This is a genomic window from Paenibacillus sp. PDC88, from assembly GCF_900106725.1.
Lineage (GTDB): Bacteria > Bacillota > Bacilli > Paenibacillales > Paenibacillaceae > Paenibacillus > Paenibacillus shunpengii.
In genome coordinates this window covers 494054-509062 of the sequence record NZ_FNNT01000002.1, presented here as the reverse complement: position 1 = coordinate 509062, position 15009 = coordinate 494054, and the positions used below count along the sequence as shown (strand labels likewise).

12 protein-coding genes are annotated in these 15009 nt (G+C 48.8%); all 12 read right to left on the bottom strand.

What is annotated here, in order from left to right; translation table 11 throughout:
- Positions 1–59: 59 nt before the first annotated feature.
- The 12 genes from BLW49_RS08945 to allB all read right to left on the bottom strand — a co-directional run bounded on the left by BLW49_RS08945 (position 60) and on the right by allB (position 14972).
- Positions 60–1577, bottom strand: a complete 1518-nt coding sequence (locus BLW49_RS08945; protein WP_090724155.1) for a glycoside hydrolase family 43 protein — start codon at positions 1575–1577, stop codon at positions 60–62.
- Between the two features lie 231 nt (positions 1578–1808).
- Positions 1809–2279: a GNAT family N-acetyltransferase gene (locus tag BLW49_RS08940; protein ID WP_090724153.1), complete on the bottom strand. Its 471-nt coding sequence runs from the start codon at positions 2277–2279 to the stop codon at positions 1809–1811.
- A gap of 244 nt (positions 2280–2523) precedes the next feature.
- Positions 2524–3024, bottom strand: coding sequence for a (2Fe-2S)-binding protein (locus tag BLW49_RS08935; protein ID WP_076313499.1), 501 nt, complete (start codon positions 3022–3024; stop codon positions 2524–2526).
- Positions 3024–5315 carry a xanthine dehydrogenase subunit D gene (gene pucD, locus BLW49_RS08930; protein ID WP_090724152.1) on the bottom strand — a complete coding sequence of 764 codons (2292 nt, stop codon included), beginning with the start codon at positions 5313–5315 and terminating at the stop codon, positions 3024–3026. Before pucD ends, BLW49_RS08935 begins: the two co-directional genes overlap by 1 nt.
- A gap of 6 nt (positions 5316–5321) precedes the next feature.
- Complete coding sequence (locus BLW49_RS08925; protein ID WP_090724150.1) at positions 5322–6245, bottom strand: FAD binding domain-containing protein; 924 nt, start codon at positions 6243–6245, stop codon at positions 5322–5324.
- 21 nt (positions 6246–6266) lie between these two features.
- A complete protein-coding gene (locus BLW49_RS08920) occupies positions 6267–6923 on the bottom strand; it encodes a nucleotidyltransferase family protein (RefSeq protein WP_090724148.1) in 657 nt (218 codons plus the stop codon).
- Positions 6871–7938, bottom strand: a complete 1068-nt coding sequence (locus tag BLW49_RS08915; RefSeq protein WP_090724145.1) for an XdhC family protein — start codon at positions 7936–7938, stop codon at positions 6871–6873. Before BLW49_RS08915 ends, BLW49_RS08920 begins: the two co-directional genes overlap by 53 nt.
- A gap of 100 nt (positions 7939–8038) precedes the next feature.
- On the bottom strand, positions 8039–9373 hold the full coding sequence (locus tag BLW49_RS08910) for a 5'-deoxyadenosine deaminase (RefSeq protein ID WP_090724144.1): 1335 nt from the start codon (positions 9371–9373) through the stop codon (positions 8039–8041).
- 66 nt (positions 9374–9439) lie between these two features.
- On the bottom strand, positions 9440–11035 hold the full coding sequence (gene ggt, locus BLW49_RS08905) for a gamma-glutamyltransferase (protein ID WP_090724142.1): 1596 nt from the start codon (positions 11033–11035) through the stop codon (positions 9440–9442).
- On the bottom strand, positions 11029–12282 hold the full coding sequence (locus BLW49_RS08900; protein WP_076312697.1) for a pyridoxal-phosphate-dependent aminotransferase family protein: 1254 nt from the start codon (positions 12280–12282) through the stop codon (positions 11029–11031). Before BLW49_RS08900 ends, ggt begins: the two co-directional genes overlap by 7 nt.
- Positions 12269–13567 carry a M20 family metallo-hydrolase gene (locus tag BLW49_RS08895; RefSeq protein ID WP_090724140.1) on the bottom strand — a complete coding sequence of 433 codons (1299 nt, stop codon included), beginning with the start codon at positions 13565–13567 and terminating at the stop codon, positions 12269–12271. Before BLW49_RS08895 ends, BLW49_RS08900 begins: the two co-directional genes overlap by 14 nt.
- Entirely contained in the window at positions 13560–14972 is a 1413-nt protein-coding gene (gene allB / locus BLW49_RS08890) for an allantoinase AllB (RefSeq protein ID WP_090724139.1), read from the bottom strand. Before allB ends, BLW49_RS08895 begins: the two co-directional genes overlap by 8 nt.
- Positions 14973–15009: the final 37 nt, after the last annotated feature.

Below are 15009 nucleotides of genomic sequence, written 5' to 3'. Positions count from 1 at the left end.
ATTTTAAAACTATATTCAATAATATCGGATGTTCAGTAAATCGAGTTTTCTTCGTTCTACTATTCATCCTTAGGTTCATACTCATACCAATCGAAATAGGAAGGTGTAGAATGACCAGCAGGACTTGTCGCGTACATCGCAATCATAACCCCCGTAAAACCGCCAGCAACTTCTGTAGATAGAAAGGCCGTCTCTGCCGTTCCTGCTGTAACCAACACTAAACCAGCCGCATCACGAACGGAGAAGGTGAAGTATTCTCGATCGGCTTGAATCTCAAGCTGAGCAGGTCCTGAAGGGCAGTCATAATACTCTTCGACTTTCAAGGAACCTACGGTTCTTCTGAATATAATCTTCTTGCATCCATTCACAGAAGTGATCGCCAGTTCATAATGGTATTTCTCATTCATATAAACAGTAAGTCCCGACTCTTCTCCATCTAGCACAGGCTCAAACTCAATAGAAGTCGTTACTCTGCTGTTGAAATGACTAAGCCTGCGCCCAACGTATGCTGGAGATCCGACATCGTCGAGTGTAACCGAATCTCCTCGGAGCGTTAGATAACCTGCCCGTTCCGTCAATGACCACCGATCCGTTCTCGGATTACGCAGAAATGCCCAACCCACTCCAAGCTCAGCTTGGTCAAAGTCATCTCTAATGGGTTTGTTTGGTAACGGATGCCCCATGAATTCCGGTGCTTGCATTACAGGCTCAACTCGTCCATCCTCCCCAATGATTGGCCATTGATCTGGAGTCCAAGTCACAGGTGCGAGAAATACCTCTCTTCCCAAATGGTGGCGCATTGGGTAAGAAGCCGGCCTGATGCCCAAAAACACAGCCCACCAGCTGCCGTCATGAGCTTCAATGATATCAGCATGGCCTGTAGCGTGAATGCTGCTCTTCAGACTACGATGAGACAGAATGGGATTATGGGGACAAGCTTCGAATGGTCCGTAAGGCTCTTTGCTTCTCGCTATGGTCTCCATATGACCGTACTCGGTCCCACCCTCGGCCAGCATTAAATAGTAGTAATCGCCTATTCGGTACAAATGAGGGGCTTCTGGATAGGCGCCTCCTGTTCCCGTCCAGATCAGACGACTGTCTGTCAGCATTTGTCCGGTTTCTATGTCAATCTCACATTGATAGACTCCATCCCCTTGATCTCCGGAACGGGTTGACTGAAAATAGACGCTGCCATCCTCATCAAACAAAAGGGAAGGATCAATCCCATCCTGTGCTACACGAATCGGGGCTGACCATGTTCCTGCGGGGTCCTGTGTCTTCACATAGAAATTACCGATGCCCCCGACGTTTGTCGTTACCATATAGAACCAACCCTGATGATATCGGATTGTAGGAGCAAAGATACCACATGAGCTCGGTACATTCGTTAAGGGAAGCTGCTCTTCTGTGGTGAGTACATGTCCAATCTGCTCCCAATTCACAAGATCGTTGCTATGAAATATCGGTACACCTGGGAAGTATTGAAATGAGCTGGTAACTAAATAGTAATCTTCGCCCACTCTGCAAATGCTGGGATCCGGATGAAATCCGGAAATAACGGGGTTTATGTACTGCATGCGATGCACTCCATTCTATCTTTTAGCTTAATAGCTTTAGATGTACATCATTCTAGTGTATTCAGACGCTATAAACCTTGATTAATAAGTCACGTTTCTAGCACGATTTAGACCGGGATTTTATATAAACAAAAAAACGGCCGTATATAACAGCCGCTCGATCATATCCATCAGGCATCGGTTTAACCTTATTGTTAGACTGATCGGAGTAGAATCCCTTACCTAACCCAGCTACAGTGATCTGATATACCACGCATCGCATGCGAAATGTTCTGTATCCATCAGTGGCTTCGTTAAGGCCACAAAACCGTTCTTCTGATAGAATTTATTAGCAGCTACCATGTTGTTAAACGTTTCAAGATAACACTCATTGTAGTACAATCTGGCATAATCCAACGCCGCCTCCAGCAGCTGGCTTGCTGCTCCCGTACCGCGTGCTTCTTTGAAAGCATACATTTTCTGCAGCTCGCATATATGTGGAAAACCACTGATGGGTCCAATGCCGCAGCCCGCTATAATCTTGGAATCTTTCTCGACGACCCAATATTTAGAGCCTTCGTGGTTGTATAGATGATAGAAATCCCCCAGATTCGGATCTGTCCACGCCGTTCCCGGCTTATTCGCTCCAAATTCAATTAGACAGGTTCTAATCAAATCCTCCACTTGCTTATTATCTCTCTCTTCAATCTCTCTTAATAACATGATGTAAACTCTCCTATATGCATGGATAATTGAATAATTCATTGTTTCTCGGTGGACTTCTCTGCTATGTATCATAGTGCAAATCTCTTGATCAGACAATGCATTAAGCCATTCATTCTTAAGAACAATTGATGTGGACTATACTGGTGATAAATTCCTCTTCCCATCCTCCAACTCGCAGTACCTGCAAAAAAACAACTCATATCCTATCGATATGAGTAGTCGCCAAGCTATTCAAGTTATGCTATTCCTGCAAAGGCTTCGCCGCCTTCGTACAGGCTGCTTGCTGTACGGCTCGTATAATCCCTCCGTAACCGGTACAGCGGCATAAGTTACCGCAAAGGGCCTTCTCAATCTGCTCCAGGCTTGGTTCAGGATGAGCATCCAGTAATGTTTTGGTCGTCAAAATCATGCCTGGTGTGCAATATCCGCACTGGAATCCTCCTTCATCGATAAAGGCCTGCTGTATAGGATGAAGCTCATCATCATTAGAAGGTGCGAGACCTTCAATCGTAACGATCTGCTGATGGTCACATTGATAAGCCATAAGCAGGCAGGAATTTACCGGCTCATCATTTAATAGCACCATGCAGGCTCCACAGCGGCCAATCTCACAGGCTATTTTCGTACCTGTCAGTTGAAGACGATCCCGGAGGATCGTCACCAGTCTCTCGGTAGCCGGAACCGTCAGCTGAACATCACTTCCATTTATCGTACAGCTCCACTCCATCATTTCGTTTCCCATCATGATGGCTGCACCCCTTCCTTTTTATCGCTGAATACGGGCTTGATCAGCTGCTCTCTCTGAACAGGCAGCTTATTAAGCCAGACTCCGGTTGCCTGATATATAGCACTGACAATAGCAGGAGCCAGAGCAACAGATCCAATCTCTCCTATGCCCCTCGGTCCGAATGGATCATTTTCCGGCAAATTTTCAATCGCCTCTACATCCAGTCTTTTTTGCATATCTTGAATAGTTGGAATGAGATACGTGTCCAGATTTGTTGTCATGTATTCACTATTCTCCATGAGGGAATCTTCCATCAGTGTAAACCCGAGGGCCATCCCGCTGCCGCCTTCAATCTGGCCGACATAACCCATGGGATTCATAACCGGACCCGCCGCTACGACATGTCTGATGTCATCAACCTTCACTTGACCTGACAAGGTATTCACCTCAACCTCTGCCATAACCGCGGCATAGGTATATAAATAATGTCCACCAACGACTTCGTCGGGGGTTGTGGGATAGTCAAATTTGGTATCAAAGGTAAGCTCTTCAGCTGACGCAAGCTGTGTGATTTCTAGAAATGACAGAACCCTGTATTGATCCTGTCCATTCTCCCGGCCCCTGCGCCAAATTCCCCCTGGTCCGGTGACAAGCTCATGTGCGGGAATCCCGGTCGCTTCGCTGGTGAGACGAGTGATCTTGTCTCGGAACGGTGACTTTAACCGCTGCAATGCCATCCAAGCCATCGTGGTTGACCGGGAAGCCGTGCTCGAACCGCTGTGCGGTACACGATCGGTATCTCCAATTACAATCTCAAGATCCTCCCGGACACAGTCAAACAGCTCACACAGCATGATCTCGAGGGTCGATACGAGTCCCTGCCCAAATTCCTCGTAGCTGAAGGCCGCCTCAATCTTCCCCTCCTCATTCAGCCGCAATCTGCCTCCCGCAGGATCGGGAATGCCATAACCAAGACCCGCTCCGTGCATTGCTATCGCAGCACCCTTCCCTTTACGGATCCAAGGTGGAAGCTCGGTACGCTCCTCATGTATCCATAAATCTGAATGATGAACGGCTTCCCATACTTCCTGCAGCCCGTTTGTAACCAGAATTTGCTGACCCAGTGGTCCTGGATCACCGTTACTTCTAAGGTTCCGTCTTCTTAGCTCCCATGGATCTATCCCCAGCTGTGCAGCAGCACGATCCATCTGTCCTTCCATAGCAAAGATCGCCTGATTCCCGCCAAACCCTCTGAACTCACCCGAAACTCCATTATTGGTATAGACCGATAGCCCTTCCACATCTACATGTGGAATTGAATAAGGGCCCATGGAATGCTCTGTCGCAAAGTTCAATACAGGCGCACCAAGCGTCGCATAGGCTCCTGTATCGGCTGTAATTCTTACACGATGAGCAGTTATCAACCCTTCCTTCGTAAATCCGGTCTCCATCACAATCTTCATCGGATGCCTTTTCAACCCGGCACGCACAGACTCTTTGCGAGAATTATGAATTTTGACTGGACGTTTGGTTCTCAGGGCCAGCAGCGCACCGTAGGGCTGAACATTCAGCTCATCCTTGCCTCCAAACGATCCGCCTATTGGGCTGGAGACGACCCGAATCATTTCCTCATCCATATTTAAAATACGGGATAGCTGCATTCTGTCTTTGTAACCATGCTGGGTCGGTGCGTACACACTGAGTCTGCCGTTCTCTTCCGGAACGAACAGTCCTCCCTCTGTTTCCATATAGGTGTGCATTTGACGAGGCGTATAGTATGTCTCTCTGATGATATGCTCTGTTTCTGTAAACGCAGCTTCCGCATTCCCTCTCTTCACTTCCGTACGATGCAAAATATTCCCATGCGGGTGTAGCTTAGGCGCATCTGGAGCAAGCGCTGCTTCTGGGGAGCTGAGTGGTGACATCACTTCATATTTGACCTTGATCAGCTTAAGGGCAGCTTCCGCTATTTCCAGTGTGTCTGCAGCTACTGCTGCGACGGCATCTCCTGTGTAACGAACCAATTCATCACAGAAGACAGGCTGATCAGGGGTAGCGATGCCGAAGGCGTTCATCCCTGGAACATCCTTATGGGTAAGCACAGCTTGCACACCAGGAAGACCTTCAGCAGCCGCAGTATCTACACTAACGATCCTCGCATAGGGATGGATGCTTCGAAGTACCCTTCCATACAGCATGCCGGGAAGTGATTTATCGGTTAAATACTGTAGTGTACCCGTTACTTTCTCTTTGCCATCTGGTCGGGTATACCATCTCTTTCCACTGTTTTCCTTGTTTAGCCGCATTAAGCTTCACACTCCTTCTCCCATGGACACCTGTTTCATGGACTTCCATAATCCGGATACAATCAGATTCGAAGCCAACTGCTTGCGGTAAGCTTCTGAGGCGTACAAATCTGAATAGGTTACGAACTCCGCTTCAATCGTTTCAGCAAGCTTGGTTAGAGAGGACTCCTCCAGCTTGTGTCCGCGCAGCAAGGCTTCACTTTCTCTAAGCCTCATCGCTTGACCGGAGCCTCCGCCTGCTGCAATCGCTATGGAATCCCACGTGCCTGCCTCATTTATGAATCCATGAACTGCAACGGTCACTAATGAAGGAGTAAAAGCTTCTCTTCTGCCGATTTTGTGGAAGAAGGAGACAGGTCGGTATTTCTGACCATGCGTATGGATTCTCGTCTCTAACGGAATATAGATGTTCAGCAGCAGATCAGAAGCATTCCGCTGTCCTGTTCTCCATTCCTCAAGCCAGGACAGAAGGCTCTTTTCTTCCAGCCCCTTCTCGGCTAGCCATAGCAGTGAAGCATCGTAGACGAGAAGGGCTGGAATGATATCTCCCACACCTGAAGCGACATTGCCCCCGATGGTGGCTAGATTTCGAATAGAAGGAGCCGCGATGACTTCAGCTGCATCATGAATGAGTCGGAAGCTGTCCCGAATTCGAATGTCCTCGGTACATGTCCGGAGCCTGCACATGGCTCCAATATTCAGCTTCTCCGGATCTTCTGATATGTTCCGAATCTCCTGGATTCGATCCAGGCTGATCAGATGACCCGGCATCAGCGCGGTACCCATCTCCCACTGTGTTCGCAGAAGCGTTGTACCTGAAGCCCAGACATAGCCTGCATTCAATTTTTCTGCTACATTCCTTGCTTCATATAGATCTCCAGGCCGCCATACGGTTGGATAAGTTATAGGATTATGCTCATTCAATGACATTGAAGTACCCCCTCCAGCTTCCTATGTATCTTGATCTTGATAGAGATCATCTGAATGCGAATGTACAAGCTTGCTTTCCTGCGACAATTTTTGTTTGATTACAGCAAGTTCTTCCTTTGTATCCGCATCTAGGAACATATCACTCTCAAAAGAAATGCCGATGCCTTGAAAAGAACTGCTTCGCAGTAGTTTCCTCGCGCCTTCATCCCCTTTGAGCTGCATTAAAGAGTTAAACATGGTACGGCTAAACAAAATGGGCGGCTTAAGCTCGTCATGATCTTTGGCCGCTACATAATCAAGATCAGGAGAAGACTTAAAACATGCAATCAGTTGATTGATGTGCGCCTGTTGAATGAGGGGCTGGTCTGCAAGCAGTATCATGGCACAATCGGCTCCTTTTTCCTTCACAGAACTGATTCCTTCCCGCAGCGAATAAGACATTCCACCCCGTGCTTCATGGCACACGGACATATATACCTTCTGCTCTTCAGCTGTACTGACCCATGTCAGCGGATCATCCGGTCTAACGACCACGACGATGAAGTCGAGCTCAGAAGCAATTGCCTGTTGAAGTACCACGGCTCCCATCGATATCCCATCAATCAGAGGAAGATTCACCTTGGGTTCACCCATTCGCTGACTGCTTCCTGCAGCCAGAATGATTCCTGCCTTTCGCATCTGTCTTCCCCTCCTTACCGGTACTCCATGGCTGACCTCGCTTAACGGAAATAAGCTCTGCGACAACAGCAATCGCAATTTCCTCCGGTCCTTCTGATCCAATAGCTAAGCCCACCGGTGCGTGTAGTCGAGGCAAGGCAGGAAGTCCTTCTAACAATCTGGAAGTTCTCGTCCGGGAACCCAAAATACCTAAATAGGTGTAAGACGCAGCTGACAACAATTCGAGGAAGCTGCGTTCATGAGGATAATGATGACTTAGCAGCAATATATAATCCTGGCTTGTTATTTGGAGATGTCGATAGATTTCATTTGGAAAACCAACCAAGAGCTCTGCACCCGGGAATCGGTCTGCACTGACAAGCGCTTCACGCCAGTCAGCTACCACTACTCGAAACCCGGAGGCTATTGCCATACGAACGACGGGAAGGCTGTCATTTCCCGCACCGATTACAATAAGCCTCGGCTTCGGTGTGTAAGTATGAGAGTATAGCCATCCCCCACTGTGCCACTCTTGAGCTGCGAGACTTGGATGGCTGGTTATTTTAGCATGTGATTTTGAAGATTCGCTATCCTTATGGGGAATGTATTGAACGGAATAATCTCGAATTGCTCCCTCGTCCGCAGAGCAGGTTCTACGCAGGTCAACTTGAATTCCACGATCTAGCAGCCCGCCCATTTCCAGCAGTATCTGCTTCAATAACGCATCGACAGGCTCCAGCAAAATGTGGAGCAAGCCGCCGCAGCCCATATTTTCGCCCCAAGAGAGGTCATCGTCCGGGCGCATATCGTAGACGATTTTTTGTGGACATCCAGTAGACATTACATACTCTGCATGCAAGGAGAGATCGGTCTCTATACATCCAGGACTAATGCTTCCATACATGAGCCCCTGTTCTGCGAACAGCATAGTTGCACCTTGTTTGCGGTAGGCATGACCTTCTACATATACAGCGGTAGCAAGCACAAGCTTTGTTTCCGTGGTCTGAACCAGCTTGCAGATATCATGCATTTCCATACCGATTCCCTCCTAATGATATTGGCTGCATAAAGCTGACATGGCTTCAGAATGCATAAATACGAGCGGCAGCTGCCGCCCGTATCCGGGACAATCCATGTTAAGATATATGTTTATTTCTCTTCATTAACCGGGCTATACTCAGATCTGCTTCTCTCAGCACAATGCCCCTGTCAATGGTCTTGACCATACGGTTCTCAAGGACAATCTGCCCATCAATTATGACGGTATCTACATTGCTTCGTGTGGCTGAATATACGACACGGGAATAGACATCAACCTCATGGGATGGATACGTATGAAAATCATTTAAGTCGAGCAGGACCAGATCTGCCTTCTTCCCAACCTCAAGGCTGCCAATCTCTTTGGCCAGACCAAGCACTTCAGCACCGCCCATCGTAGCCATGCGAAGGACTGTCCTCGCGTCCATAACTGTCGGTCCATGCTCTACTTTATGAATAAGAGCTGTATATCGCATCTCCTGGAACATATCCAGATTGTTATTGCATGGAGCACCGTCTGCTCCGATGCCCACATGAACCTGCCGGTTCAGCAGATCCGGAATGTCAGCGATGCCGGAAGACAGCTTCATATTTGAGCCAGGACAATGTGTTACCTTGACATCCCGCTTGCGTATAATCTCCTTCTCTTCCTCACTCAACCACACACAATGTGCAAGAATGAGCCGCTGATTCGCAAGTCCGATATGATCCAGATATACGACGTTCCGCATCCCCCGTTCATTCTCGACAAGCTCAATCTCGCCCCGATTCTCAGAGGCATGGGTGTGCACCTTCACATTATATTGTGCCGACAGATCACGAACCTCGGTTAGAAGCTCCTCTGTACAAGAGACAACAAATCTCGGGCAGAAGGCATATTGAATTCTTCCTCCACCAAAGCCGTTCCATTTCTCAAGTAGAGCGACGCTCTGCTGCAAGGAATCCGCAGTTGTCTCTTGCAGCGGCAGAGGCACTTCATCACCATGATCCATCATGACCTTTCCAGAGAGGGCCCTGATTCCACTTTGTGCAATGGCTTGAAAGGCCGATTCCGTATGGTGTACAGTCTCCATATCCAGAATGGTGGTCGTGCCGCTCGCTATGAGTTCACCCAGCCCGAGCAGAGCAGAGTAATAGACCGACTCCTCATCGTGTGCTGCTTCCAGCGGCCAGATCCGCTTGCGAAGCCAATCCATGAGCTCCAGATCATCCGCCCTTCCGCGGAACAAGGTCTGGCATAAGTGGATATGCGTCTGTATGAATCCAGGCAGAAGTGCTTTGCCGCCCGCTTCAATGATGCGGTCCGCTGTAACATCAATGCTTGCCGCGATTTCCTTGATCCGGTTATCTTCTATTAATAAGTCACCTATCAACACTTCTTCATTCGGATTCATGGTGACGATTTGAGCCCCTTTAATGAGGATCGTTCCCATATAACGACCTCCCCTTGATCAAGATTCAAATGTGTACAGGTGCTCTTTACGAATTCATATATTCTCTTACCAGCCGATCGCAGCTCCGTCGCCGCGCGGATCAGCAGCCCCGCTGCGCAATCCGTTCTCTTGAATCAAAATTCCCTGAGCCTGCCCCATCAGATCGTCCCAGGGACCAAGAGCCCGTACCTTATGACCCATCTCTTTGAGCTCATCCAATATTTCATCATTAAACCGCTGTTCCAGCTTCAGCTCATCTCCTTCTTCTCCCCAAGTACGTCCATACACCCAGCGAGGCAGACTAATCGCCTCTTGAACGGACAAGTTGTAATCCAGTACAGCCGTAAGAAGTGACAGCTGGGTTTGCGGCTGACCTTCACCGCCTTGGGTCCCTAGCAGCAAGTATGGTTTCCCATCTTTAAATACCATTCCAGGCATCAAGGTATGGAAGGAGCGCTTGGCTGGTTCCAGTACATTGGCTTCACTTGGATCTAGAGAGAAGAATGAACCTCTGTTCTGTAAAACGATACCGGTTCCCTGAGGCATATATCCTGAGCCAAAATCGAAATAGAGGCTTTGGATGAAGGAGACTGCGTTTCCTTCACGGTCGACTACCGCTGCATAAGCTGTATCCTGGCCCATGGCTTTGGACAATGTCGGCTCCGCCTTATTCGGGTGCTGTTCAATCTCCTGCCATAGCTTATCGGCATATGGCTTAGACAATAGCTCCTTAAGTGGAATCTCTCTGAAATCCGGGTCTGTTAAATATCGATCACGATCACGGAATGCCTTCTTCGTCACTTCTGTCATGAGATGATAATAACTGCTTGAAATGCGTTCAATGGAGGATATGTCCTTATGCTCAAGCATATTCAGCATCATTAGTACGGAGAAGCCTTGCGAATTCGGGGGCATTTGATAGACTTCATAACCTCGATAATCCGTAGATACAGGAGTTACCCATTGCCCGGTATGATTCTCGAAATCTTCTTTTTGCAAAAAGCCGCCATCCTTCTTCACCGCACTCGTGATCTGGTCTGCAAGCGCCCCCTTATAAAAGGCGTCCTTCCCACCGCTTTGCAGCAATTTGAGAGATGCAGCCAGCTCCTGCTGCACAAGAATGTCACCTTCCTTGAGCAGTTCTCCATCCTTCAAAAAGACGGAAGCTAAACCCTGATCCGCTCGAATAAACTGCTCATCCTTGATGAGCCATTCTCTCAAGTTGCGCGATACCGGACAGCCGTGCTCTGCGTAGAAGACTGCAGGAGCAAGCAAATCGGACCATGACAGCTTCCCGAACTTCTGAGATACTTCCCACCAGGCATCCACCATCCCTGGCACAGTGAGCGCACTTAACACACCACGCTGCGGAATGGATCGAAGCTGCATCTGTTCAAACATTTCTCTGGTCAGCATAGCTGGTGAGCGGCCTGAACCGTTGTATCCAGATAGCTCTCCTGATGCTGCGTTATAAGTCAGAAAAAAAGAATCGCCCCCCAGTCCCGTCATGTGGGGGTAAACGACAGCCAGCGCAGCACTTACTGCAATCGCCGCATCATAGGCATTACCACCATCTGCCAGCATTCTTGCTCCCGCACTGCTGGCTAAATAATGTGGTGAGGTAACCATGACTTCCATACCTACAGGCATTTGATTCAGCATGAAATTTCCTCCTTATTGACCACAGAGTAGACATCCAGTGCGGCCTGTACCGCTTCACCAGCCGGCAAGCGATACCCTTCCCGGATGAGTACAGCCTCTAATGCACCCAAGGTGTGAAGCACATTTTTCTGGTTGCAGCTGAAGCCCATCGTACCAATTCTCCATATTTTTCCTTTTAACGGACCGAATGAACTTGCGATCTCGATTCCGAAATCATGCAGCAATCTGCTGCGAACAGCTTCTCCATCAATTCCCTCCGGTATATTAATACAAGTTACGCAAGTAAGCTTACTCTCTTCATTACCGAACAAGGTGAGACCCATCCCTTTAATTCCTTGCACGAGCGCTCTGGCATTATGCTCATGTCTTAGGAATCGGGCTTCAAGACCTTCTTCCAGCAGAATTCGGAGCCCTTCATGAAGAGCGTAAAGCATGGATGTTGCTTCTGTATGATGATTCAGCCTTGCAGCACTCCAGTAATCCTGAATCTGACTCAGATCAAAATAGTTGCTTCGGATCATCTGTCCATCATTCGCAAGTTCAACATTAGCCGGGTCTCTGAGTCCCCGCTCAACCCTTTTACGGGACAAGAGCTTACGCTCAATTCGGTCATTATAAGTAATCGGAGCCATACCGGAAGGAACAGAAATACATTTTTGTGTACCTCCCATAACCGCATCAAGCATCCAGTTATCGGTCTCGACCGGTACTCCGCCAATGGTAGCGACTGCATCAACAACAAGGAGAATATCAAGCTCTCTGCATGTTCTGCCTATCTCGGCGAGCGGCTGCATCTGCCCTGTAGAGGTCTCCCCATGCACCATCGCTACGATGCCGGGCTTATGCTCATGAATGGCCTCAATCACCGTCTCTGGATCAAATACACCGCCCCACTCCGTCTCGATGTGAACGACGTCTGCCCCGCAGCGCTCCGCAATTTCAACCAGCAGGTGCCCAAATCGGCCATAGATCGGTACCAGCACTTTATCTCCAGGCTGTATAATGCTTACAAGCACTGCTTCGAGTCCGGATCTGGACGTACCATCTACGGGATAGCTCCACTGATTATTCGTTTGAAATACTTCCCTGACAAGTTCCATCGTTTCATTCATTAAGGACGTAAATTCGGGATCAAATTGACCCAATATAGGAAATGACATGGCTCGGAGCACACGCGGATCTACTTCCACGGGCCCAGGCGTCATAATTGTTCGAAGTGACGGGTTTAGTTCCTTATATTTCTTCATCTGTCTTCCCCCTGTAGCCATATTGATGCAGCAGCTCAATGAGCACTTTAAATCCTTGGTCAATCTGTTCGCGTGACGTATACTCCAGTGGATTATGACTGATGCCGTCCTTGCTTGGCACAAAGATCATTGCAACATCGCATTTGCTCGCAAATATTTGAGCATCATGTCCTGCTCCACTTGGCATTTTTCGATAACTGAGCCCTAATTGCTCACATATTTCTACGGTGTTCTCTACCCATGCCGGATTCATTGGCGTCGGTTCAACAGCTAGATGCTCCTCTGAACTGGCTATTAACTCATAACAATCTGCAATGGTTTGAATTCGTTGCAAGATGAACTCAGTAAATTCGTGAAGGATAGCTTGATCCGTGTGTCTGATATCCAGTGTAAATTGTGCTGTGCCCGGCACCACATTCACAGCTCCAGGGAATACTTCTATATTACCGACGGTAGCTACCAGCGGATCACCATAGGCTATCGCCTGCTTCCTTACTTCGCTGATCATCTCGGCTGCTCCAGCGAGTGCATCCTTTCGATAGGACATCGGCGTCGTGCCCGCGTGATTGGCCTCACCCTGAACTGTGATATCAATTCGCTTCTGCCCAACGATTCCAGTGACGACACCAATGGATGTATTCGTTCGCTCCAGTACCGATCCCTGCTCAATATGAAGCTCCACATAACCGGCAGGTGCTTCAATTCCAGAACGAAGTCCTGAATCAGGTCCAAATCCCGCCGCTTCAGCTGCCTGCTGTAAAGTTATCCCTTCCGCGTCTTTAAGCTCTCCGGCTGCAGCCCAACTGCTGAGCCCTGTGATGCTCCTTGATCCCCAAAAAGCAAAGGGAAATCGGCTGCCCTCTTCTTCGCTGAGCGATAAGGCAACCAGCGAACGGCTTGGTTCTCCGTATGTCTCCTTCAGATACAATAATGCGGCTATGCCTGCTGCCACACCCAGCGCACCGTCAAACTTACCGCCAGATTGTACCGTATCAATATGAGAGCCTGTATACAGCGGAGCATCATTCCTTGTTCCCTGCAGGCATCCATACAGATTGCCGGCTTCATCAAACGATACACCCAGCCCTCGTTCCTTCATGAATGCCGCCAAATAATGCTGGGCTTCCAGCCAGGAAGGAGAGTACAGCAGTCTAGTGCATCCACCCGCCTCACTGGCGGACATTTCTTCGAGATCATCCAGTAACTTATGTAGAAGAGTTGAATATGCCTCGAGCGCTTCTTCTTGAAGCAGCGGCAATGATGTAATATCAGCAGAATCAGGCATACAGATCTCCCCCTTTGCTTGCCATTGTCTTCCTTAATCCAGCCGGAATGAATCTTCCCGGCTTCTGCTCTATTAATCCTGTAACATCATTATAAACGAGAATGCCACGACTGAATGTACCTTTAATCCTACACGAGAAGCTTCTGTTCAAATAGGGAGACTGCGGATGCCGGTAACGAATGTCCTGTTCGTTAAGAACATATCCTTGATTAAAATCGACGATTGCAAGGTCTGCGTCCTTACCGACTTGAATTTCCCCCTTAGTTGCAGCGAGTCCGAACCTTTTCGCTGGATTTGCCGAGAGTAGTCTTGCAATTGTCGTCAGCGGTATTCCTCTCTTCACGTACCCTTCATCAAGCATTAGGAGCAAAGTGCTCTGGGCACCAGCAATACCTCCCCAGATCTCGAAGAAGTTATCGGTTTCTTTCATGGATGGAAGGCACGGTGAATGATCAGAGGCAATGATATCAATCTGTTCTTGTTCTATGGCTTCCCACAGCAGCTCCTGCTCGGTTAAGGTTCGCAGCGGAGGTGCACACTTCGCAATGGCTCCTAGCTCAAGCACATCCTCCTCGGTCAATACCAGGTAATGGGGACAAGTCTCTACCGTGACATCAAGTCCAGCTATCCTCGCCGTCTGTATAAGCTCAACGGCTTGCCGAGTGCTGATATGTACAAAGTGAAGTGGACATCCGGTCTGTCTGGCATAGACTAACGCTCTTTGAACGGCTTCGATCTCCGCTTCCGGTGGACGCGAGTCCAGGTAATCTCTAGCAGTGACTTGCCCTCGCGATTGCTTGGCATAAGATAATGCGCTCGTCATCTCATCACTCTCTGCGTGAAGTGCCAGCACCCCGCCGATCTCGGCGATACGCTCCATCCCCTTAATCAGCGTCTGATCATTTGCACGTGTAAAGATTTCTTCTCCTTCACCACCCGGCTCAGACATAAAAGCCTTAAAGCCGGCAGCACCAACGTTTGCAAGCGGCGCAAGCTCTTCGAGATTATCTTGAACAAGACCTCCCCAAAAAGCATAATCCACATAACTGTGACCCTTCGCCCGCGCTTCCTTCATCTCCCAGCCGCGCATCGTTGTCGTGGGGGGCACACCATTCAGCGGCATATCAATATATGTTGTAATCCCCCCCACAGCCAGGGATGCAGAGCCTGTCTCGAATCCTTCCCATGAAGCCAGTCCCGGTTCATTGAAATGGACATGCGCATCAATGGCTCCCGGCATCACGACAAGGTCCGTTGCGTCATATATCATCGTGTCCCCGTCTGGAATCAATTGAGGCTCCAGCGCGACAATGACTCCTTCATTAATGCCGATATCCATCTTCTCTACTCCATGCGGCAATACAACGTGCCCGCCCTGGATAATGACCTCATAATTCGATTTCATCAGAAGCCCTCCCTTGTAGACGCATAGCTCTTAACTA

Excerpts from the sequence above, each read along its gene's own strand:
- BLW49_RS08915 (WP_090724145.1), bottom strand. The coding sequence starts at position 7,938 with ATGGAAATGCATGATATCTGCAAGCTGGTTCAGACCACGGAAACAAAG.
- BLW49_RS08925 (WP_090724150.1), bottom strand. The coding sequence starts at position 6,245 with ATGTCATTGAATGAGCATAATCCTATAACTTATCCAACCGTATGGCGG.
- BLW49_RS08940 (WP_090724153.1), bottom strand. The coding sequence starts at position 2,279 with ATGTTATTAAGAGAGATTGAAGAGAGAGATAATAAGCAAGTGGAGGAT.
- BLW49_RS08920 (WP_090724148.1), bottom strand. The coding sequence starts at position 6,923 with ATGCGAAAGGCAGGAATCATTCTGGCTGCAGGAAGCAGTCAGCGAATG.
- BLW49_RS08945 (WP_090724155.1), bottom strand. The coding sequence starts at position 1,577 with ATGCAGTACATAAACCCCGTTATTTCCGGATTTCATCCGGATCCCAGC.
- BLW49_RS08935 (WP_076313499.1), bottom strand. The coding sequence starts at position 3,024 with ATGGGAAACGAAATGATGGAGTGGAGCTGTACGATAAATGGAAGTGAT.
- BLW49_RS08910 (WP_090724144.1), bottom strand. The coding sequence starts at position 9,373 with ATGGGAACGATCCTCATTAAAGGGGCTCAAATCGTCACCATGAATCCG.
- ggt (WP_090724142.1), bottom strand. The coding sequence starts at position 11,035 with ATGCTGAATCAAATGCCTGTAGGTATGGAAGTCATGGTTACCTCACCA.
- pucD (WP_090724152.1), bottom strand. The coding sequence starts at position 5,315 with ATGCGGCTAAACAAGGAAAACAGTGGAAAGAGATGGTATACCCGACCA.
- BLW49_RS08900 (WP_076312697.1), bottom strand. The coding sequence starts at position 12,282 with ATGAAGAAATATAAGGAACTAAACCCGTCACTTCGAACAATTATGACG.
- BLW49_RS08895 (WP_090724140.1), bottom strand. The coding sequence starts at position 13,567 with ATGCCTGATTCTGCTGATATTACATCATTGCCGCTGCTTCAAGAAGAA.
- allB (WP_090724139.1), bottom strand. The coding sequence starts at position 14,972 with ATGAAATCGAATTATGAGGTCATTATCCAGGGCGGGCACGTTGTATTG.